General features: G+C 58.3%; 17 protein-coding genes and 3 pseudogenes. All 20 read left to right on the forward strand.

Annotated features, from left to right (window positions below; translation table 11 throughout):
• The first annotated feature begins 35 nt into the window (after positions 1-35).
• The 20 genes and pseudogenes from JFT63_RS29875 (at position 36) to JFT63_RS07765 (ending at position 22,641) form a co-directional block, all read left to right on the forward strand.
• Entirely contained in the window at positions 36-491 is a 456-nt protein-coding gene (locus JFT63_RS29875) for a DUF4150 domain-containing protein (RefSeq protein WP_269835566.1), read from the forward strand.
• A 138-nt stretch (positions 492-629) separates the two neighbouring features.
• Positions 630-1,641 (forward strand): annotated as a pseudogene (locus JFT63_RS30030) (DNA/RNA non-specific endonuclease).
• Between the two features lie 13 nt (positions 1,642-1,654).
• The gene (locus JFT63_RS07680; protein WP_198843710.1) at positions 1,655-2,053 is read left to right on the forward strand and encodes an immunity protein YezG family protein; all 399 of its coding nucleotides are present in this window, start codon (positions 1,655-1,657) and stop codon (positions 2,051-2,053) included.
• Between the two features lie 6 nt (positions 2,054-2,059).
• Positions 2,060-2,722 (forward strand): annotated as a pseudogene (gene vgrG, locus JFT63_RS07685) (type VI secretion system tip protein VgrG); the annotation flags it as partial.
• A 3-nt stretch (positions 2,723-2,725) separates the two neighbouring features.
• Positions 2,726-3,125: pseudogene (locus JFT63_RS07690) on the forward strand (bacteriophage T4 gp5 trimerisation domain-containing protein); the annotation flags it as partial.
• A complete protein-coding gene (locus tag JFT63_RS07695; protein ID WP_198843712.1) occupies positions 3,122-4,024 on the forward strand; it encodes a hypothetical protein in 903 nt (300 codons plus the stop codon). The pseudogene JFT63_RS07690 and the gene JFT63_RS07695, both read left to right, overlap by 4 nt.
• 116 nt (positions 4,025-4,140) lie before the next feature.
• Complete coding sequence (locus JFT63_RS29960) at positions 4,141-4,239, forward strand: contractile injection system protein, VgrG/Pvc8 family (RefSeq protein WP_244885944.1); 99 nt, start codon at positions 4,141-4,143, stop codon at positions 4,237-4,239.
• 244 nt (positions 4,240-4,483) lie between these two features.
• On the forward strand, positions 4,484-5,263 hold the full coding sequence (gene yaaA, locus JFT63_RS07705; protein ID WP_198843713.1) for a peroxide stress protein YaaA: 780 nt from the start codon (positions 4,484-4,486) through the stop codon (positions 5,261-5,263).
• A gap of 878 nt (positions 5,264-6,141) precedes the next feature.
• Positions 6,142-7,458, forward strand: coding sequence for a nucleotide sugar dehydrogenase (locus tag JFT63_RS07710; protein ID WP_198843714.1), 1,317 nt, complete (start codon positions 6,142-6,144; stop codon positions 7,456-7,458).
• 81 nt (positions 7,459-7,539) lie between these two features.
• Positions 7,540-9,021, forward strand: coding sequence for a mannuronan synthase (gene alg8 / locus JFT63_RS07715; protein WP_198706559.1), 1,482 nt, complete (start codon positions 7,540-7,542; stop codon positions 9,019-9,021).
• Positions 9,022-9,058: 37 nt separating this feature from the next.
• A complete protein-coding gene (locus JFT63_RS07720; protein ID WP_005785015.1) occupies positions 9,059-10,225 on the forward strand; it encodes an alginate biosynthesis protein Alg44 in 1,167 nt (388 codons plus the stop codon).
• An 8-nt stretch (positions 10,226-10,233) separates the two neighbouring features.
• Positions 10,234-11,754, forward strand: coding sequence for an alginate biosynthesis TPR repeat lipoprotein AlgK (algK, locus tag JFT63_RS07725; RefSeq protein WP_233102236.1), 1,521 nt, complete (start codon positions 10,234-10,236; stop codon positions 11,752-11,754).
• Positions 11,751-13,238, forward strand: coding sequence for an alginate export family protein (locus JFT63_RS07730; RefSeq protein WP_198843715.1), 1,488 nt, complete (start codon positions 11,751-11,753; stop codon positions 13,236-13,238). The genes algK and JFT63_RS07730 overlap by 4 nt, the downstream gene beginning before the upstream one ends.
• Complete coding sequence (algG, locus tag JFT63_RS07735; protein ID WP_054921026.1) at positions 13,238-14,806, forward strand: mannuronan 5-epimerase AlgG; 1,569 nt, start codon at positions 13,238-13,240, stop codon at positions 14,804-14,806. Before JFT63_RS07730 ends, algG begins: the two co-directional genes overlap by 1 nt.
• An 11-nt stretch (positions 14,807-14,817) precedes the next feature.
• Positions 14,818-16,266 (forward strand): alginate O-acetyltransferase, encoded by a 1,449-nt coding sequence (locus JFT63_RS07740; RefSeq protein WP_186561331.1) that lies wholly within the window; start codon positions 14,818-14,820, stop codon positions 16,264-16,266.
• Positions 16,267-16,274: 8 nt separating this feature from the next.
• Positions 16,275-17,384: a mannuronate-specific alginate lyase gene (locus JFT63_RS07745; protein ID WP_198843716.1), complete on the forward strand. Its 1,110-nt coding sequence runs from the start codon at positions 16,275-16,277 to the stop codon at positions 17,382-17,384.
• Between the two features lie 228 nt (positions 17,385-17,612).
• Positions 17,613-19,145, forward strand: a complete 1,533-nt coding sequence (locus tag JFT63_RS07750; RefSeq protein ID WP_032877692.1) for an MBOAT family O-acyltransferase — start codon at positions 17,613-17,615, stop codon at positions 19,143-19,145.
• Positions 19,146-19,156: 11 nt separating this feature from the next.
• On the forward strand, positions 19,157-20,329 hold the full coding sequence (locus JFT63_RS07755) for an alginate O-acetyltransferase (RefSeq protein WP_038448978.1): 1,173 nt from the start codon (positions 19,157-19,159) through the stop codon (positions 20,327-20,329).
• Positions 20,330-20,345: 16 nt separating this feature from the next.
• Complete coding sequence (locus JFT63_RS07760; RefSeq protein ID WP_198843717.1) at positions 20,346-21,002, forward strand: alginate O-acetyltransferase AlgF; 657 nt, start codon at positions 20,346-20,348, stop codon at positions 21,000-21,002.
• Between the two features lie 187 nt (positions 21,003-21,189).
• Complete coding sequence (locus JFT63_RS07765; protein ID WP_057701524.1) at positions 21,190-22,641, forward strand: mannose-1-phosphate guanylyltransferase/mannose-6-phosphate isomerase; 1,452 nt, start codon at positions 21,190-21,192, stop codon at positions 22,639-22,641.
• Positions 22,642-22,692 lie beyond the last annotated feature (51 nt).

The following is a 22,692-nucleotide window of genomic DNA, read 5'->3' on the forward strand; positions in this document are numbered from 1 at the left end:
TTCATTCAGATCGAGTTGCCGTAACCAGATCGGACATGGATACGGGCGGCTTGTGTTGGCCGAGTCTAATCGGTTGCGTTCACGACCTTCAAACCTCCTACGCATGGAAGTTCGCAATCGTAACTGCATCAACAAAGGACGATAACGTCATCGCTCGCAAACAAGGCAAATGGAAGGTCGTCAGTATCGTCCCCGACGTGTGCAAGACGCCGATGGGCAGCGCCATACCACCGGTGCCCTACCCGGTCACTGCCGAGCTGAAAACTGCCACCGGCGTGGCCAAATCGGTACGTGCCAACGGCAGGCCAGTGGTGGTGTTCGACAAGAGCCTGGTACCGACTACCAAGGGTGATGGAGCCGGCGCTGCCAAAGGCATCAAGAGCAACACAGTCGGCGGCAAATGCTACCCGTTGGAGAAGAGCAGCAGCGTACGCGCCGAAGGCAAGTTGGTGGTGCGCCATGACGACATGTTTTGGATGAATGGGGTCTAGAGCATGGCGGAGCCATTAGAGATCAACGTCAACAGGTCCTTCGTACCTTATGGCGGCAAGGTCTTCGCTAGTTTTGAGAACGGCTGGGGCGTGACTGTTCAGGTCTATGAAGGAGCGACGCTCCTGACCCAACAGGAAATGACCTATGCCGAGTATGTGGCGCTACAAAAAGAAGCACTACCTGTTCCCCTGCCCGACTACCCTCATCCACGCCTGAATCGAACTCCAGGTGGGACGAACGCCAATGGCAATACCATTGGCCGCGTGGTGGGAGAAACCGCACCCGCTGCGGTCCCCGCCGCGCAGGCCAATCCGCCGATCAAGGCCGAAACAGATTCGGAAAAAGGCTGGTGGGGCAGCGCGAGCCCATGGGTTCACGGCGGCTTGGACGCGTTGGGCTTCGTGCCTGGACTGGGGGCTATCCCGGACCTGATCAACGCAGGGATCTATGCGGCAGAGGGCGATGCAGTCAATGCTGGCCTCTGCGCAGTCGCGGCGATACCATTTGTGGGAGATGCAATAAAGGGAGGTGTGCTGGTTGGCAAGGGCGCGAACCGTCTCGGATCAGAGGCCGCGCAACAGGCAACGCAGAGAGCAATAAAAGAGTCAGCGGAACGTGGGGAAAAAGAGGCATCGGAACGACTTTCAAAAAATGCAGCAGAACGACATGCGTCGGAGCAGCCTTTAGCCCCAAAAGCAGACAACGGCGCAAAGATACAACCACAAAGGCCGACTACGCATACAAAAAACGGATACACATATCAGCTTGACAGTCATGGACGAGTGACAAAAGTTGAAGGCACTTTAACGCTAAACAAGTCTCAGACGAGAAACCAAAATGCCCAAAAAAACTGCAGGAGGAAAAGATCGACTACCTGATGACCAAGGCGGGCATTTCATAGGACGTCGGTTTGACGGCCCGACTGACGAGATGAACCATTTTGCACAAAATGGCAATTTCAATAACAGCGCCTACAAAAAGCTAGAAAATTCTTGGGAAAAAGCATTAAAAGACAACAAAGATGTACGCATCGAAATAAACCCAAGATACAATGGAGACTCACTCAGACCCGACAAAGTAACAATTAAGCAATGGATAGATGGCATACCACAAGACCCAATAACCTATGCAAATAAGTATGGCGGATAGCCAGGAGTAATTCATGCAAGAGAACCTACCACCACAAGAGCAAGTCTATACTCTAATCGGTCAATTTTTAATTGACACCGTGCCTGATGACTTCATAGAAGCATGGATAAGAACCGAGATGATTGAAGACGTTTGGAGCATAAGTATCTTCTACAAAAAGCCTCAAGGCAGTTACGGCTACATAAACGAGAATATAGAAGAACTGGAAGAACACTTCCAAACACTTCGACGCATATACAAAAAGGACACTAATTCACCATGGACCACCGCCACCTTTCACCTTTCCAAAGACCTTAAAATGAGTCTTGATTTAGGGTACGAAGACATTTCCGATTTCGGCTTAAGTTCCGAAAGGCGTGAAACATGGATAAAACACAATCTAGGTGAAACACCACAAATCGATTGGTATTAATATTGATTGCGCACTCTTCATGAAAGCCACACATATTTGGCAACCGGCGGTTGCCCCCCCCTGGTGCGCTACGTCCACGGCCTGGTTAGCCTGTTCCAACAAGGCGACACCGGCTTTCGCCGCACCCGCTACACCGCCGTAGTCGAACCGAATCTGGCGCGTTTCAACCTGCGTTCCAACTGGCGAATTTTTCAAAGCCAGACCGTGCCCGACATCATCACCAGCATGCTGGCCGAGCAGAAACTGACCGACATCCGCAGCGAAATCTGCTTCGAACACCAACCTCGCGAATACTGCGTTCAGGCCGGTGAAACCGACCTCGATTTCATCGCCCGCCTCGCCGCCGAAGAATGTTGCGATGAAGGGGGGCGAGTAAAAGTGCAGTTCACGTGGGACCGCTCGGACAAAAACAACGACCAGAGTAGGTGCTGGATGCGTGTGGCTCACGGTTGGACCGGTGCGACCTGGGGCGCCATGGCCCTGCCGCGTGTGGATCAGGAACTGATCATCAGCTTTTTGGATGGCGACCCCGACCAGCCCATCACCACGGGCCGCAACTACCGCGTGACCAATTTGCCGCCGTATGAGCTGCCCAAACACAAGACGCGGATCACCATCAAGAGCCGAACCCATAAAAGCGATGGCTTCAATGAGCTGCGCTTTGAGGATGAGCTGGGGCACCAAGAGGTGCTTATCCATGCCAAAAAATAACGACGTCCCTATCAAAAACAACAACGGCATCTTCGTCGGCAAGGACCGCAAGGAGCGGGTCGAGCACAACGCAACCATCTCAATCGGCAACCACCGCGCGGAGGACGTCGGCCAGAACGAAACCATCAGCATCGGTGGCAACCGCAGCGTAACCATCAGTGGAGCGGTAACTACAGCAAAGTTCCGACTACGATGCACAATGTTCGAAACAACAAGGCTGGTTACAAGATGCAAAAAAAACAAACTTCCTCCGGCACACGAAAAGTATGATGTATTTGTAGATAATCTTAAGAAAGGATGCAGCAAGCTTCCCAATCGATCGGCAAAACTTACAACCCAGCAACAAGGACATAACAAATGAATTCAATTACAAATACAATTAAGCTTGATAAAAAAGTCAGAAAATGGATAAATAACTGGATCAGCACCCCCACACCAAAAGAACTATTTCTAGATGAGCCGGCAAGGGCATTTACCGACTACCTGAATGGACAAGATATTGCGCACACCTTAGGAGATCAAGCCGAAAATCTAGCAACCTGGCATCTAATTCACTATGAAAGCACTGCACTTAACAACAACCACGACTTTAAAGAACTGGCAAATGCATCGTTCTATTATGGCCAAATGGTTGAGCTGAAAGAAACACTGGCCAATAGCGGAAAAGGCGGATCAATTCTCCCGGCAGTGTCAGTGCTTTCACTTTCCCTGGCAGCAATTTCGGGCTGGAAGAATCAATGCGCCCTACTATTCAACATAATAATAAGGGGTCTAGATACGCCACTACTGAACTTCCAGAACAATGAGAAACATCAAGTAGGCACGCTATTTCGCCACTTCTGGTTTCTGATAGAGCTCTACGCAAAAAGCACTAACAAAGACATAGACACATCACCATACTCATACCCGCCAGAACTCTCCCCATACCAGCAAGCCCTCATTAACTGGGACACTGCAGACCAGGCACTCTTACAAGTATTAATTTCTTCAATGGCGGACTTTCACCTTTCAAATGCAAGAACACCACAACAGAATAACGTGCTTGAATTTGATTATGAAGAACGCATGCTCTTCCCATACGAAATTCTTGCATTTCTCAGAATCCGGGAGTGGGCTAACCTTAAAAATCCATCAAGCTTTGATCACCCACTAATGCAACACTCACTAGCTCAGCTCCCTGCTACTCTCATCGAACCAAATAATGAACACTTTAATAATGTTATTGATAAATTCAAAAAAGAGTTTCCTCTCGATAACTGAAAGCATCGAGGACGAAAATCCTTGCACAGAAAGTCGAGTATCAGATCACCACGTCTACCGCATGCTCGACCTGGCAGCCGGGTGACAACAGCTTTAGCCGTACCCGCTACACCTCCGTGGTCGAACCGACTCTGGCGCGTTTCAACCTGCGCTCCAACTGGCGAACTTTCCAGAACCAGACCGTGCCCGACATCATCACCAGCATGCTGGCTTAGCATCCGACATCCGCTGCGAAATCTAGGCCGGCGAGGAAAGTCTGCTCTACACCTTCGAACACCCGCGCTACAACCAGCAGCACACCGCTACCGGCGAACAAGACCCGAAAAACCAGCACAAGGACGAACGCTACGGCTACCTCGGCCGCTATAATGTGCCTATCACCATCATAGGTGGAGTCAAAACGCCCAACCCCCTAGAATCGCGCCCACGCTACACGCCACGATTCCAGGAGCCAACTTCATGCTGATGGTGATTTCCCCCGCCAAAACCCTCGACTTCGAGTCCAAGCCGGTCACTGCGCGCTTCACCCAGCCGCAGTACCTGGACCACTCCCAGGAACTGATCGAGCAACTGCGCGAACTGAGCCCGGCGCAAATCAGTGAGTTGATGCACGTCTCCGACAAGATCGGTGGCCTCAACGCCGCGCGCTTCGGCAGCTGGACGCCGGCCTTCACTCCGGCCAACGCCAAGCAGGCGCTGCTGGCGTTCAAGGGCGATGTGTATACCGGCCTGAATGCCGAGACTTTCAGCGATGCCGATTTCAGCTATGCCCAGGACCATCTGCGTATGCTCTCGGGCCTGTACGGCCTGCTGCGTCCGCTGGACCTGATGATGCCGTATCGTCTGGAGATGGGCACCAAGCTGGCCAACGCCCGCGGCAAGGACCTTTACGCGTTCTGGGGCACACGCATCAGCGAATGGTTGAATGAAGCCCTGGCTGAACAAGGCGACGATGTGCTGCTTAACCTGGCCTCCAATGAGTACTTCTCGGCGGTCAAGCGCACGGCCCTGAACGCACGGATCATCAACACCGAGTTCAAGGACTTGAAGAACGGCCAGTACAAGATCATCAGCTTCTACGCGAAAAAGGCCCGGGGCATGATGAGCCGGTTTGTGATTGAAGAACGCATCAACGACCCGGCGAAGCTCAAGCAGTTCGATGTGCAGGGTTACCGCTTCAATGCGGAGCAATCCAAGCCGGATAACCTGGTGTTTTTGCGCGAACACGCACCGGAATAAGGCCTGTACAGCCACCAAAATCAACTGTGGGAGCTGGCTTGCCTGCGATAGCGGAGGGTCAGCCGACTCACATGTCGCTGATACACCGCTATCGCAGGCAAGCCAGCTCCCACATTTTTTGCCTGCATTTCACCCCATCGATCGTCATTTATTTGTCGCCAGAAAAACATCAAGACACAACCCTAACGATTTCTTCACTCGACACCCGTCGGTTTTTTTCGTAGTGGCACCACTTTTTTTAAACGGTAGTGGCACAAAACTATCCCCTCGCACCAACTCCCCATAACTACTGGCCTAAATAGCAAGTGCTATCAATATAGTACCAGTGCCATCTTTTCTAATATTTCAAAAAATTTCGGGAAAGGGGATGAGTGGCCCGGAACTTCGTCCTGAAGCACCGCTCATACCACCGGTAACGAAATTCTCTGCTTACGTAAGAGATGACTTACATAACGACCAACGGAAGTAGCCAAGTTGTCATAAAGCACTTTGGTTCTATGGTCATAACATCAACTGATCGAGTTAAGGGTGGCGATAAGTACGCATTGCTATCCTCTGCAGGCCAAGGCAGCGCTGACCTAAATGAGCCCGTGCAAACACACAAGGCATTGATAAAAAAGGCATTTTGCCTGCATCAAAACCTTGCCGCACCGGCGCCGGAGCCTTCCGCCAAGGAAGCACGGCTGCATTTCAGGGCAAGCCCCAATAATAAGGCCTCGTTGCGCACAACTTGAGTGCAATAGTTAGTCACTCGTTATTCAACATGCCTGCACGCGGTAAGTCGGCGTCTATTCGCCTAACTTTCGCGGCATCAGTGACGCTTGCAAACATGAACTCCGGCCATTTAATGGCATGAATTAAACAAAGAGGTAATTGCGATGCGCATCAGCATATTTGGTTTGGGTTACGTTGGCGCCGTGTGTGCCGGTTGCCTGTCTGCCCGTGGCCACGAAGTGGTCGGCGTAGACATTTCCAAGGAAAAGATCGACCTGATCAATGCCGGTAAGTCGCCGATTGTTGAACCGGGTCTGGGCGAGCTGTTGAGCCAGGGTATCCAGACGGGCCGACTGCGTGGCACTACCAACTTCGCCGAGGCGATTCGCGATACCGACCTGTCAATGATTTGCGTCGGCACGCCAAGCAAGAAGAACGGCGACCTGGAACTGAACTACATCGAGTCGGTATGCCGCGAGATCGGTTTTGTGCTGCGTGACAAGACCACCCGCCACACCATCGTGGTGCGCAGCACCGTACTGCCGGGCACTGTCGCCAACGTGGTAATCCCGATCCTGGAAGACTGCTCCGGCAAGAAAGCCGGCGTCGACTTCGGCGTTGCGGTCAACCCGGAATTCCTGCGCGAATCCACTGCCATCGCCGACTACGACCTGCCACCGATGACCGTTATCGGCGAGTTCGACAAAGCCTCCGGCGACGTCCTGCAGTCGTTGTACGAAGAACTCGACGCGCCGATCATCCGCAAGGACATCGCCGTCGCCGAAATGATCAAGTACACCTGCAACGTATGGCACGCCACCAAAGTCACCTTCGCCAACGAGATCGGCAACATCGCCAAGGCCGTCGGCGTTGACGGTCGTGAAGTGATGGAAGTGGTCTGCCAGGACAAGACCCTCAACCTGTCCCAGTACTACATGCGCCCAGGCTTTGCTTTCGGCGGTTCGTGCCTGCCAAAAGACGTGCGTGCCCTGACCTACCGCGCCGGCTCCCTGGACGTGGAAGCACCGTTGCTCAACTCGCTGATGCGCAGCAACGAATCCCAGGTGCAAAACGCCTTCGACATCGTCTCCAGCCACGACAAGCGCAAAGTCGCCCTGCTGGGCCTGAGCTTCAAGGCCGGTACCGATGACCTGCGTGAAAGCCCCTTGGTAGAACTGGCGGAAATGCTGATCGGCAAGGGCTACGACCTGAGCATCTACGACAGCAACGTCGAATACGCCCGCGTGCACGGCGCGAACAAGGACTACATCGAAGGCAAGATCCCGCACGTGTCGTCCCTGCTCAACTCGGATTTCGAGGATGTGATCAACAACTCCGACGTGATCATCCTCGGTAACCGTGACGAGAAGTTCCGTGCCCTGGCGCATAACGCTCCGGAAGGCAAGCAAGTGGTCGACCTGGTGGGCTTCATGTCCAAGGCCACCAGCGTGAGTGGCCGTACTGAAGGTATTTGCTGGTAACAGCAACGGCAAGTTTCAGGCTGCCAGCGGCTTGCAAAAGCGCTTGTAGCCTGAAGCCTCCTCCCCTTCCGGATGACGCTTATGTCCAAGTTAAAACATGTATTTCTGCAATCGGCCGGCTGGCTGTTATTCCTCAGCCTGTTGATGGGTCTCGCCCTGCTGTTGCCGGCGAGTACCTTCGATTCGCAATCGAAGAATTTTATTTTCCTGATTGGCGCTGTGGGTATCTGGCGCTACTCGATGGGTGCGACGCATTTCTTTCGCGGCATGTTGTTCCTGTACGTGGTGTACCCGCACCTGCGCCGCAAAGTGCGCAAGCTGGGCAAGGCAGCCGACCCGTCCCATGTGTTCCTGATGGTCACCAGTTTTCGTATCGATGCGCTGACCACCGCACAGGTCTACAGCTCGGTGATTCGCGAAGCCATCGACTGCGGCTTCCCGACCACCGTGGTCTGCTCGCTGGTGGAAATGTCCGATGAGCTGCTGGTGAAAAGCCTCTGGGAAAAGCTGAACCCGCCGGCTCACGTCAAGCTCGACTTCGTGCGCATCGCCGGTACCGGCAAGCGTGACGGCCTGGCCTTCGGTTTTCGCGCCATCTCGCGCCACCTGCCGGACGACCGCGCCGTGGTTGCCGTGATCGATGGCGACACCGTGCTGGCCGAAGGCGTGGTGCGCAAGACTGTCCCCTGGTTCCAGCTGTTCGGCAATGTCGGCGGCCTGACCACCAACGAATTCTGCGAAGTGCGCGGCGGCTACATCATGAGCGAGTGGCACAAGCTGCGCTTCGCCCAACGCCACATCAACATGTGCTCCATGGCCCTGTCCAAGCGCGTGCTGACCATGACCGGGCGCATGTCGGTGTTCCGCGCCAGCGTAGTGACTGACCCGGGTTTTATCGCCGACGTGGAAAGCGACTCGCTGCAACACTGGCGCCTGGGCCGCTTCAAGTTCCTCACCGGCGATGACAAGTCCAGCTGGTTCAGCCTGATGCGCCTGGGCTACGACACCTTCTACGTGCCGGACGCCGCCATCAACACCGTGGAACACCCGCCGGAAAAAAGCTTTATCAAGGCCAGCCGCAAACTGATGTTCCGCTGGTACGGCAACAACCTGCGCCAGAACTCCCGTGCCCTGGGCCTGGGCGTGCGTCGCCTGGGCCTGTTCACCAGCGTGGTGCTGTTCGACCAGCGCGTGTCGATGTGGACCTCCCTGCTCGGCCTGACTGTGGCCATGATCGCCACCTTCAAGTATGGCGGCGCGTTCATCCTCGCCTACCTGCTGTGGATCGGCATCACCCGCCTGATCCTCACCCTGCTGTTGTCGTGCTCCGGCCACAAGATCGGCCCGGCCTACCCGCTGATTCTCTATTACAACCAGATCATGGGCGCGCTGGTGAAGATCTACGTGTTCTTCCGCCTTGATCAACAGTCCTGGACCCGCCAGGACACCAAACTGACCCGCGATTTGGCCAGCTTTCAACGTTGGTTCAACACCTGGTCGTCTCGGACCATGACCTTCTCCGCCGGCAGCATCTTCGTTGCCGTGTTGCTGATGATGGTCTGACCCTGCCAAGCCTGAATTAACTAGGAAATCGAATACTATGAACAGCCAAGTAAACGCCAACGTTGTCCACGAATCCGAAGCCCAGCGCCAGCACGCCCGGGTGAAAATCCCGGCCAAGCTGCGCTTCTTCAACAGCGACCGCACGCCAACTGAAGCACGCGTGATCGACCTGTCCGCCGGTGGCCTGGCCTTTACCGCCACCCAGCCGCTCACCGTCGGCCAAGTGCACAAGGGCCGCCTGCAGTTCGTGATTGATAACCTCGGCCTGGCCATGGATGTGGAGCTGCAGATTCGCTCCTACGACCGCCAGACCGGCCGCACCGGCTGCCAGTTCCAGAACCTCGATGCCCAGGATATTTCTACCCTGCGTCACCTGATCACTTCGCACCTGTCCGGCGACATCGTGACCATGGGCGATGTGTTGGCGACCCTGCAACGCGACAACTTCACCAAGGCGCGCAAGGTCAAGGACGGCGGCAGCGGCATGACCGCGTTCGGTCGCCTGCGGGCGGTGACGTTCAGCCTGGCGATTTTCCTCGTTGGCCTGGCCGCCTTCGGCTTTGTGTTCAAATCGCTGTACGGCATGTACTTCGTCAGCCACGCCCAGGCGGGCCTTGTGAGCGTACCGGGCATGAACGTGACCATGCCGCGTGACGGCACCGTGCAGAGCCTGCTCAAAGGTGACTCGGTAGCGGCCAAGGGCGCGCCACTGGCGACGTTCAGCACCAGTATGCTCGACGTACTCAAGGGCCACCTGGACGAAGACCAACTGCAACCGGCCAAGGTTGAAGAGCTGTTCGGCAAGCAAATGACCGGCACCCTGACGTCGCCGTGCGATTGCGTGGTCGCCCAGCAACTGGTCGCCGACGGCCAGTACGCCAGCAAGGGCGATGTGATCTTTCAACTGGTGCCGCGTGGCAGCCAGGCTAATGTTGAAGCCCGCTTCACCTACCGCCAGTTTGGCGATGTTCGCCCAGGTACGCCGGTGAGCTTCCAGGTCGCCGACGAAGAACAGGTGCGCACCGGCACCATCGTCAGCAGCACCAGCCTGAACAGCGCCGACCTGTCCTCTGACATCCGTGTGCAGATCAAGCCCGACGCACCGCTGGACAGCACCTACGCCGGCCGCCCGGTGGAAGTCACCAGTGACCGTGGCCCATCCCTGAACTGGCTGATCGACAAAGCCATGGCTCACGGTCTGTAAGCGAGGACATGCCTGTGACTCTTCCAAATACACCGTTGACCCATGTGGGAGCCGGGCTTGCCCGCGATGCAGGCGACTCGGTGCATCAGTTGCACCGCAGCGATGCCATCGCAGGCAAGCCAGCTCCCATACAGAGCAGATTTCACTTGGCCTCTGCGTACTGCGCGCTGGCACTGGCCGTGAGCCTGGCCGGTTGCGCGGGCCTGCCCGACCAGCGCCTGGCCAACGAAGCCCTCAAGCGTGGCGACACCGTCACCGCGCAGCAGAATTACCAGCAACTGGCGGAACTGGGCTACAGCGAGGCCCAGGTGGGCCTGGCCGATATCCAGGTCAGCACCCGCGACCCGGCGCAGATCCAGCAGGCCGAAGCCACTTACCGGGCAGCGGCGGACACCTCGCCACGCGCCCAGGCACGCCTGGGTCGCCTGCTGGCGGCCAAGCCCGGCGCCAGCGAAGCCGAACACCACGAAGCCGAAACGCTGCTGAAAAAAGCCTTTGCCAATGGCGAAGGCAATACCTTGATCCCGCTGGCGATGCTGTACCTGCAATATCCCCACAGCTTTCCCAACGTGAATGCCCAACAGCAGATCAGCCAATGGCAGGCGGCGGGTTACCCGGAGGCCGGTCTGGCCCAGGTGCTGCTGTATCGCACCCAGGGCACCTACGACCAGCATCTGGACGATGTGGAGCGCATCTGCAAAGCCGCGCTGAACACCACGGATATTTGCTACGTGGAGCTGGCCACGGTCTATCAAAAAAAACAGCAGCCGGAACAACAGGCCGAACTGCTCAAGCAAATGGAAGCAGGCTATAGCCGTGGCACCGTCACCGCCCAGCGCGTCGACAGCGTCGCCCGCGTACTCGGTGATGCCACCCTCGGCACGCCAGACGAAAAAACCGCCCAGGCGTTGCTGGAAAAAATCGCCCCTGGCTACCCGGCGTCCTGGGTCAGCCTGGCGCAACTGCTCTACGACTTCCCCGAACTGGGCGACGTCGAGCAGATGATGAAGTACCTGGACAACGGCCGCGCCGCCGACCAGCCACGCGCCGAATTGCTGCTGGGCAAGCTCTACTACGAAGGCAAGTGGGTGCCGGCCGATGCCAAGGCTGCCGAGGCGCATTTCGAGAAAGCCGTGGGCCGGGAAGTGGCCGCCGATTACTACCTCGGCCAGATCTACCGCCGTGGCTACCTGGGCAAGGTTTACCCGCAAAAAGCCCTGGACCACCTGCTGACCGCAGCGCGCAACGGCCAGAACAGCGCCGACTTCGCCATCGCCCAACTGTTTTCCCAAGGCAAGGGCACCAAGCCAGACCCGTTGAACGCCTATGTCTTCAGCCAACTGGCCAAGGCCCAGGACACGCCAGAGGCCAATGACCTGGCCACCCAGCTCGAAGCGCCGCTGACGCCTGAGCAACGCGCCGAAGGCCAACGCCTGGTGCAACAGGAACTGGCCGCCCGCGGCACCCTGGCCCAAAGCACGCTGCAACTGCACGCCCTGCAAGAAGAAGACGGCGAGGAATCCCTATGAAGCTCAACCCATTCGTCAAGGCCGGTATCGGCCTGTCCTTCGCCCTGCTGTGGTCGTGCCCGACCCTGGCCGCGCTGACCGAAGCCAAGAACTTCGGCCTGGAAGTCAAAGCCACCGCGCAGTCTGAAGACGACCGCGACCTCGGCACCCAAAAAGGCGGCGACGTCAACGGCATCGGCATCGACCTGCGCCCCTGGATTTACGGCGAAAGCGGCGCGTGGAGTGCCTACGCCATGGGCCAGGCAGTGACCTCCAGCGACATCATCGAGACCGACACCCTGCAACAGTCGACCGATGACACTACCGAACAGTCCAGCAACGACGATCGCAAGGCCAAGAAAAACTACCTGGCCCTGCGCGAGTTCTGGGTCGGCTACAGCGGCTTCACGCCCTACCCCGGCGAGATTCTCAAGTTCGGCCGCCAGCGTCTGCGCAATGATGACGGCCAGTGGCGCGACACCAACATCGAAGCGTTGAACTGGACCTTCGACACCACCTTGCTCAAGGCCAATGTCGGCGCCGCCGAACGCTTCAGCGAATACCGCACCGACCTCAAGGAATTGTCGCCGGTCGACAAGGACCGCCAGCACTTCTACGCCGACGCCGCCTACCAGTGGACACCGGGCCAGTGGATCGGCCTGCGCGGCCACCACACCCATGACGACGGCAAGCTCGACTACGCCGAACCGGGCGTCGCCAGCGACCCGTTGGACAAGCGCGAAAACGGCGACCTGACCTGGCTGGGCATCGAAGCCAACAGCGACGCCTACAACTGGCGCAACACCAACACCGTCAACTACTGGGCGAGCATCACCGGCATGAAAGGCGACCGCGACAAGGTCAACGCCTTGAACGCCGACGGCAGCCGCCCCACCTCCGCCAAGCGCAGCGATGACCTGAGCGGCTGGGCCACCGATATCGGCGTGCGCCTGCGCCTGGATCCGCAGTGGCAAGTGGGTGCAGCGTACTCGCGCGCCAGTGCCGAGTACGAACAGAACGGCCTGCAAAGCAACCGTTCGAACTGGACCGGCACCCAGTCCCGCGTGCATCGCTTCGGTGAAGCGTTTCGCGGCGAAATGAACAACATGCAGTCCATGAGCCTGTTCGGTTCCTGGCAACTGCGCGAGGACTACGACGCCAGCCTGGTGTACCACAAGTTCTGGCGCGTGGACGGCAACAAGCCGGTGGGCAGCAACGGTATCGACGCGGTGCAGAACAACACTGATGACGTTACCGGCGCGATCCTCTCCAGCACCTCCCTGCCCCTTGAAGACGGCAAGAAAGACCTCGGCCAAGAGATGGACCTGGTGGTCACCAAGTACTTCAAGAAAGGCTTGCTGCCCGCCGCGCTGAGCCAATCGATCGACGAGCCGTCGGCCCTGGTGCGTTTGCGCGCCGGCGTGTTCAAGCCCGGCGATGCCTATGGCAGCCAGGTCGACTCCTACATGCACCGCGCGTTTGTCGACGTGGTCTGGAAATTCTGATGGGAGCCTGCGCCATGAATGCTCAAAGCCTACTCGTCGCGGCAATGCTGATGGCCAGCGCCACAGCGTTCGCCGATACGGCGGCCAAGGCGCCGATCATCGCCAAGGAACTGCAACAGGCCAAGACCTACACCATTTCCAGCCCGCCCACCGCGCCGCTGGAAATGGCCAAGCCGGCGCTGCCCGACCTGTCGGGCTACACCGCGCAGGCGATGGAAAAGAAAATCGTCAAGACCAAAGTCGGCAAAATCAGCATCCGCCGCATGATGCAGGAAGACGCGCTCAAGGACTTTATCGGCGGCGATAACAAGATGGCCGAATGGGTAGTGCGCCAACACGGCATCCCCCAGGCGATCTTCGTCGACGACGGCTACATGAACCTCAAGGACCTGCTGGGCAAGGTGCCCAAGCAGTACTTCAGCGAAACGTCGCCGGGCGTGTTCCTGGCCAAGTTGCCGATCGTGGTGGGCCGTAAAGGCATCCTCGATATCGACAAGAACACCCAGGAGTTGCGCCTGTCCCAACAAGCTGGCTCGTTCTTGATCAACGACGGCCAGTTGTTCGTGCGTGACACCAAGGTCACCGGCTGGGATGAAAAAACCAACGGCCCGGCGCTGTTCAAGTCGGCCAAGGAATTCCGCCCGTTCCTGCTGGCCTGGGGCGGCACCGAGACCTATATCTCCAAAACCAAGATGGCCAGCTTCGGCTACGCCAACAGTAAGTCGTACGGGGTGAGTATTTCCCAGTACACGCCGAACATGGCCAAGGTACTCAAGCGCCCCGAGCCGACCGGCTGGATCATTGACTCCGAGTTCTCGGACATGTGGTACGGCTTCTACTGCTACGAGACCACGGGCTTTGTGATCAAGGGCAACACCTACAAAGACAACATCGTCTACGGCATTGACCCCCATGACCGTTCCCACGGCCTGATCATCGCGGACAACACCGTGTACGGCACCAAAAAGAAACACGGCATCATCATTTCCCGGGAAGTGAACGACAGCTTCATCTTCAACAACCGCAGCTACGACAACAAGCTCTCGGGCCTGGTGATCGACCGTAACAGCGTCAACAACCTGATCGCCGACAACGAGATCTACCGCAACCACACCGACGGCATCACTCTCTATGAGAGCGGCGACAACCTGCTGTGGGGCAACAAGGTGATCAGCAATCGGCGCCACGGGATCCGCGTGCGCAACAGCGTGAACATCAAGCTCTACGAAAACACCTCGATGGCCAACGGGCTGACCGGCGTGTACGGCCACATCAAGGACTTGACCGACACCGACCGCGACATCGCCCTCGACCCGTTTGACGCCAAGGTCTCGCTGATCGTGGTCGGCGGTGAACTGGCGGGTAACGGCAGCGGGCCACTGTCCATCGACTCGCCGTTGAGTATCGAGCTGTATCGCGTGTCGATGCTGGCGCCGACCAAATCCAGCGGCATCAGCTTCTCCGGCATCCTGGGCGACCGCCAGGAAGAAATTCTCGACCTGCTGGTGCGCCAGCAGAAAGCCGTGCTGATCGACCCCGTCGAACGCCAGACCGAATTGCAGGACTGAGGATGACCCTTATGCACCCACACATGATCAAATTGCTGAGCCTCTCGGGTCTGACCCTCGGCCTGCTGGCGGCCAGCCAGGGCGTACGCGCCGATGAAGTCAAAGCGCCTACCTTCACCGCCGAACCGTGCTGCAGCCTGTGCCCGGCCGCCCATGACGCGAAGAACTACACCACGCGCTACCAGCAGAACTTCACCACCCTGGTACAAGCCCAGGGCGACTGGTTGTTCCGTACCCAGGAAGACCTGCGCACCGAGTTCGACACCACCCCGGCCGGCTACAAGCGCATGCAGCAGTTGCACGATGCGTTCAAGAGCAAGGGCGTGGAACTGGTGGTGGTCTACCAGCCAACCCGTGGCCTGGTGAACCGCAACAAGCTCAACCCCGAGGAAAAGGCCAAGTACGATTTCGACAAGGCCCTGACCAACTACAAGACCATGCTCGGTCGTTTCGCCAAGATGGGCTACGTGGTACCAGACCTGTCGCCGCTGACCAACGAGCAGTTGCCGGATGAGTTACCGGCCCACGATTTCTACTTCCGTGGCGACCAGCACTGGACCCCATACGGCGCCCAGCGCACCGCGAAAATCGTCGCGGCCAAGGTCAAGCAGATGCCGGAATATGCCGAGATTCCCAAGCGTGAGTTCGAGACCAAGCGCTCGGGCCGCATGGGCAAGACCGGCACCCTGCACAACATGGCCGGGCAACTGTGCGGCACCAGCTATGCGATCCAGTACATGGACCAGTTCACCACCGAACCCAAGGGCGAGGCCGGTGACGGTGACCTGTTCAGCGATTCGGGCAACCCGCAGATCACCCTGGTGGGCACCAGCCACAGTGGCAAGAACTACAACTTCGCCGGCTTCCTCGAAGAAGAAATCGGTGCCGACATCCTCAACGTCGCCTTCCCCGGCGGTGGCCTGGAAGGCTCGATGCTGCAGTACCTGGGCAGCGACGAGTTCCAGAAGACCCCGCCGAAGATCCTGATCTGGGAATTCTCGCCGCTGTACCGTCTCGACCAGGAAACCATCTACCGCCAGATGATGGCGCTGCTGGACAACGGTTGCGAAGGCAAGACCGCGCAGATGTCGGCCAGTACCACGCTCAAACCGGGCAAAAACGAACTGATGGTCAACAGCGCGAACAAAGACCTGCGCAACGCCAACCATCAGGTCGATATCCGCTTCGCCGATCCGTCGGTGAAAACCTTGCAAGCCACCCTCTGGTACATGAACGGGCGCCACGAGGACATCAAGATCGAGAAACCCGAAACATCCGATACAGACGGGCGTTTCGCCTTTGAACTGCGCACCGATGAAGACTGGGCCTCGCAGAACTTGCTGGCCGTGGAAGTGCAGGGCCCTGAAGCGGGCGCTGCGGCGCAGAAGGTTGAAGCGAAAATTTGCACACGCAACGTATTCCCAAGCGGTGGTCAGCAGACCGCCCAACTCGGGAAGTGAGGTTACTTATGCAAAAGTTATTGCTCCCTACCCTGCTGGGCCTGGCCGTGTTTGCCGGTTCCGTGAATGCGGCCGCGCCGCTGCGGCCGCCCCAGGGTTACTTCGCACCGATCGAAGCGTTCAAGACCGGCGACTTCAAGGAAAACTGCGACACCATGCCAACGCCCTACACCGGGCCATTGCAGTTTCGCAGCAAGTACGAAGGTTCGGACAAGGCGCGCTCGACCCTGAATGTGCAGTCCGAAAAAGCCTTTCGCGACAGCACCGCCGACATCACCAAGCTGGAAAAAGACACCAGCAAACGCGTGATGCAGTTTATGCGTGACGGCCGCCCGCAGCAGCTCGAATGCACGCTGAACTGGCTGGTGTCGTGGGCCAAGGCGGATGCGTTGATGTCCAAAGACTTCAACCACACCGGCAAGTCCATGCGCAAATGGGCGCTGGGTAGCATGGCCTCGGCCTATGTGCGCCTGAAGTTCTCCGAGTCGCACCCGCTGGCCAACCACCAGCAGGAGTCGCAACTGATCGAAGCCTGGTTCAACAAGCTGGCCGACCAGGTGGTGAGCGACTGGGACAACCTGCCCCTGGAAAAAACCAACAACCACTCCTACTGGGCCGCCTGGTCGGTGATGGCAACGTCCATCGCTACCAACCGCCGCGACCTGTTTGACTGGGCGGTGAAGGAATACAAGGTCGGCGTGAACCAGGTCGATGATCAGGGTTTCCTGCCGAACGAATTGAAGCGCCAGCAGCGCGCCCTGTCGTACCACAACTACGCGCTGCCGCCGCTGTCGATGATCGCCAGCTTTGCCCTGGTCAACGGCGTGGACCTGCGCCAGGAAAACAACAGCGCGCTCAAGCGCCTGGGTGACAAGGTGCTGGCCGGGGTGAAAGACCCGGACATCTTCGAGCAAAAGAACGGCAAAGAGCAGGACATGAAGGACCTCAAGGAAGACATGAAATTTGCCTGGCTTGAGCCCTTCTGCACCCTCTACACCTGCGCGCCGGATGTGATCGAACGCAAGCATGGCATGCAACCGTTCAAGACCTTCCGTCTGGGTGGTGACCTGACCAAGGTCTACGACCCGGCGCATGAAAAAGGCAACAAAGGCAGCTGATACATAGCTCCCGGTTGGACTCGGTCCAACTGTGGGAGCTGGCTTGCCTGCGATAGGGGCCTGACATTCAACATTGATGTCGACTGAAACACCGCCATCGCAGGCAAGCCAGCTCCCACCGTTAACCCGGTTCCTTCAGTGAAATTGCAATACAACCTCCCCCGAAATCGTGGGGGGGTTTGGGGGGGCTCTGGCCCTTGACTGTTGGTTAAACATGGAGAGATCGGGATGGTTTTCTCGTCCAATGTGTTCCTGTTTCTGTTCTTGCCGATCTTTCTCGGCTTGTACTACTTGAGCGGGCAACGCTATCGCAACCTGCTGCTGCTGATTGCCAGCTACGTGTTCTACGCCTGGTGGCGAGTGGACTTCCTGGCGCTGTTCGCGGCCGTCACGCTGTGGAATTACTGGATCGGCCTCAAGGTCGGTGCCGCCGGCGTGCGCACCAAACCGGCACAGCGCTGGCTGTTGCTTGGCGTGGCGGTCGACCTGTGCATCCTCGGCTACTTCAAGTACGCCAACTTCGGCGTCGACAGCATCAATGTGATGATGAAGTCCGCGGGCCTGGAGCCGTTCATCCTCACCCACGTGTTGTTGCCGATCGGGATCTCGTTCTACATCTTCGAGTCCATCAGCTACATCATCGACGTGTACCGTGGTGACACCCCGGCGACCCGCAACCTGATCGACTTCGCGGCGTTCGTGGCGATTTTCCCGCACCTGATCGCCGGTCCCGTGCTGCGTTTTCGCGATCTGGCCGACCAGTTCAACAACCGCACCCACACCCTGGATAAATTCTCCGAAGGCTGCACGCGGTTCATGCAGGGTTTCATCAAGAAGGTCTTTATTGCCGACACCCTGGCGGTGGTGGCCGACCATTGCTTCGCCCTGCAAAACCCCACCACGGGCGACGCCTGGCTCGGCGCGCTGGCCTACACCGCGCAGCTGTATTTTGACTTCTCCGGCTACAGCGACATGGCCATTGGCTTGGGCTTGATGATGGGTTTTCGCTTCATGGAAAACTTCAAGCAGCCCTACATCAGCCAGTCGATCACCGAGTTCTGGCGGCGCTGGCACATCAGCCTGTCCACCTGGCTGCGTGACTACCTGTACATCACCCTTGGCGGCAACCGCAAAGGCACCCTGACCACTTACCGCAACCTGTTCCTGACCATGCTGCTCGGCGGCCTGTGGCACGGCGCCAACATCACCTACATCGTGTGGGGCGCCTGGCACGGCATGTGGCTGGCGATTGAAAAAGCCATCGGCCTGAACACCGCGCCGCGCAGTTTCAATGTGTTGCGCTGGGCCTTCACCTTCCTGCTGGTGGTAATGGGCTGGGTGATCTTCCGCGCCGAAAACCTGCACGTTGCCGGGCGTATGTACGGTGCGATGTTCAGCTTCAGCGAGTGGTCGCTGTCGGAACTCAACCGCGCCAACCTTACCGGCCTGCAAGTGGCAACCCTGGTGGTGGCCTATGCAACGCTGGCGTTCTTCGGCCTGCGCGACTTCTACACCAACCGCCCTGCCGACAAAACCAAGCCAGCCGACCCGAGCCTGATCAAGGCCGTACCGGGCGACAACCCTGGCAGCATCCACGAGCCCGGTTTCAGCGTGGGCCGTGACGCTGCCGTGCAACCGGCCTACTGGACCGCTGACTGGCCACGCTACGCCATGCGCGCGGCGGTGCTGCTGCTGTTCGTGGCGTCGATCCTGAAACTGTCGGCGCAGAGTTTCTCGCCGTTCCTTTACTTCCAATTCTGAGGGAGCCGACCATGACCCGTTCATTACGCGTCCTCTACATAAGCCTGTTCCTGGTGCTGTTGCTGGCACTTGGCGCCTGGTCGCTGCGCAGCTTCTTTGGCTTCAGCACCAACGCCGATGCCACCGTGCTCAACGGTCGCTGGACCAAAGCCGTCGAGACCCACTACGACGACGAGTTCCCGATCAAGCGCCTGGGCACCAACCTGTGGGCGGCGCTGGACTACAAGCTGTTCAATGAAGGCCGCCCTGGCGTGGTGCTGGGCCGCGATCACTGGCTGTACAGCGACGAGGAATTCAACCCCGCCGTCAACGAAGACCAGAACCTGCAAGGCAACTACGCGCTGGTCGAAGGCGTGCGCCAGAAGCTCAAGGCTCAGGGTATCCAACTGGTGATGGCGATCGTGCCGGCCAAGGTACGCCTGTATCCGGAGCATTTGGGTGAAGTCAAACCGGCCAGCGTGCACGCCAACCTGTACCAGGACTTCCATGCCCGAGTGGCGGCGGACAACATTCCAGCTCCAGATCTGCTCGGCCCGCTGCAACAGGCCAAGCTAGCCGGCAAGCAGGTGTTCCTGCGCACCGATACTCACTGGACACCGGACGGTGCCGAAGTCGCCGCCAAGCAATTGGCCAAGGCGATTGCCGAAAAGACCCCACTGAGCGGCGAGCCGCAGCGTTTTGTCACCGAGGCTGAGAAAACCGAGCCACATAAAGGTGACTTGCGTTTGTTCCTGCCCCTGGACCCGCTGTTCGAAAACCTGATGCCACCTAAAGAGCCGCTGGAAAAACGCGTCACCCACCTGGCCGAAGAGAAAGGTGATGACGCGCTGTTCAGCGACAGCGAAACCCCGGTGGCCCTGGTGGGCACCAGCTACAGCGCCAACCCCAACTGGAACTTCGTGGGTGCGCTCAAACAAGCCTTGCACAGCGACGTGGTCAGCTACGCCGAAGATGGCCACGGCCCGATCCTGCCGATGCTCAGCTACCTCAAAAGTGACGACTTCAAGAACAGCCCGCCTCAGGTGCTGATCTGGGAGTTTCCTGAACGTTATCTGCCTATCAACAACGAAATCGGTGATGCCGACCCAGCCTGGGTTGCGCAGCTTAAACAAGCCGGTTCGCGCCAACAGAACATGGCAATCAACACACCTAAATCCGAGACGCCCGACCGGGCGCAAAACTGAAAGAGAGGTAACTCACATGACTTTCACTACTACTCCTCGTCGTCTCGCTAAAACCCTGGCTATCGCAGCAGGCCTGAGCGTCGTATCCCTGTCGGCCTTCGCTGCCGGTGACGCCGCCCTCTACGGCCCAACCGCGCCAAAGGGTTCGAGCTTCGTGCGCATCTACAACGCCAGCAACCAGGAAGTCAGCGCCACCGTCGGCGCCACCAACCTCAGCGACGTTGCACCGCTGGCCAGCAGTGACTTCAGCTTCATGCCCGGCGGTGACTACAGCGCCAAGGTCGGCAGCCAGACCGTGCCGGTCAAACTCGCCGCCGACCACTACTACACCCTGGTCAACAGCGGCAGCGGCCAGCCGCAATTGATCGAAGAACCGCCGTTCAAGAACAAGCAAAAATCCCTGGTGCGCGTGCAAAACCTCAGCGACAAGGCTCTGAGCCTGAAAACTGCCGACGGCAAGACCGACGTGGTCAAGTCGGTGGCTGCCAAAGGCCGTGGCGAGCGTGAGATCAACCCGGTGAAAGTGAGCCTGGCGTTGTATGACGGTGACAAGAAAGTCGGCGATGTGAAGCCGGTTGCGCTGGAGCGTGGTGAGGCCGCGGTGCTGTATGTCACCGGCTCGGGTTCGAGCCTCTCGCCAGTCTGGGTGAAACGCCCCGTGTCGACCCGCTGATTATTTCCCTGAGTTGACACGCCCCCTTGTGGGAGCTGGCTTGCCTGCGATGGCGGTCTTGAAGGCGCCATCGCAGGCAAGCCAGCTCCCACACTGAACGGTTTTCAGCTCAGGACCGAGACAAAAACAAGAGTGAAACGACAAACCTTCGTAGCTCTGACCCATATCGATTCAAGGAGAAACACCCATGATCCCAGTAATCCTTTCCGGTGGTAGTGGCTCACGTCTTTGGCCGCTTTCGCGTAAACAGTTTCCCAAGCAATTCCTGGCCCTGACCGGCGAACACACCTTGTTCCAGCAAACCCTGGAACGCCTGGTGTTCGAAGGTATGGACGCCCCCATCGTGGTCTGCAACAAGGACCACCGTTTCATCGTCAACGAGCAACTGAGCGCGCGCAAGCTCGAATGCCAGCGCATCCTGATGGAACCCTTTGGCCGCAACACCGCGCCGGCCGTGGCCCTGACCGCGATGATGCTGGTCAACGAAGGCCGTGACGAGCTGATGCTGGTGCTGCCCGCCGACCACGTGATCGACGACCAGAAAGCCCTGCAACGTGCGCTGGCCCTGGCTACCGTCGCCGCCGAGCGTGGCGAGATGGTGCTGTTCGGCGTACCGGCGACCCGTCCGGAAACCGGCTATGGCTATATCAAGTCCACCAACGACTCGCTGCTGCCCGAAGGCGTAAGCCGTGTGCAGCAGTTTGTGGAAAAGCCCGATGAAAAGCGCGCTATCGAGTTTGTCAAAAGCGGTGGCTACTTCTGGAACAGCGGCATGTTCCTGTTCCGCGCCAGCCGCTTCCTCGAAGAGCTGAAAAAACACGATCCGGACATCTACGACACGTGCGTGTTGACCCTGGAGCGCAGTGAGCAGACCCACGACACCGTGACCTTCGACGATGCTACCTTCGCCTGCTGCCCGGACAATTCCATCGACTATGCCGTGATGGAAAAGACCCAACGCGCCTGCGTGGTGCCCCTGGCCGCCGGTTGGAGCGACGTGGGTTGCTGGGCCTCGCTGTGGGCGGTCAATGACAAAGACGCCAACGGCAACGTGAGCAAAGGCGACGTGGTGATCCAGGACAGCCGCAACTGCATGGTGCACGGCAACGGCAAACTGGTGTCGGTGATCGGCCTGGACAACATCGTGGTGGTGGAAACCAAGGACGCGATGATGATTGCCCACAAGGACAAGGTCCAGGGCGTCAAGCAGATGGTCAACACCCTCAACGAACAGGGCCGCAGCGAAACCCAGAACCACTGCGAGGTCTATCGTCCGTGGGGTTCCTACGACTCGGTGGACATGGGCGGACGCTTCCAGGTCAAGCACATCTCGGTCAAGCCGGGCGCGTGCCTGTCGTTGCAGATGCACCATCACCGCGCCGAACACTGGATCGTGGTCAGCGGCACCGCCGAAGTCACCTGTGACGACAACGTGTTCCTGCTCTGCGAGAACCAGTCCACCTACATCCCGATCGCCTCGGTGCACCGCCTGCGCAACCCGGGCAAGATCCCGTTGGAGATCATCGAAGTGCAATCGGGCAGCTATCTGGGTGAAGACGATATCGAGCGGTTCGAAGATATCTACGGTCGCTCGACGCCGGTTGAACGTGGCGTGTCGGTAAAAACTATCGCGCAATAAAACAGTCGTACAAGAAGCCCTCGCCCAGCCCATTGCGTCCCCTATCCGCAG

The sequence above is a fragment of the Pseudomonas sp. MF7453 genome, from assembly GCF_016405455.1.
GTDB lineage: Bacteria > Pseudomonadota > Gammaproteobacteria > Pseudomonadales > Pseudomonadaceae > Aquipseudomonas > Aquipseudomonas paralactis.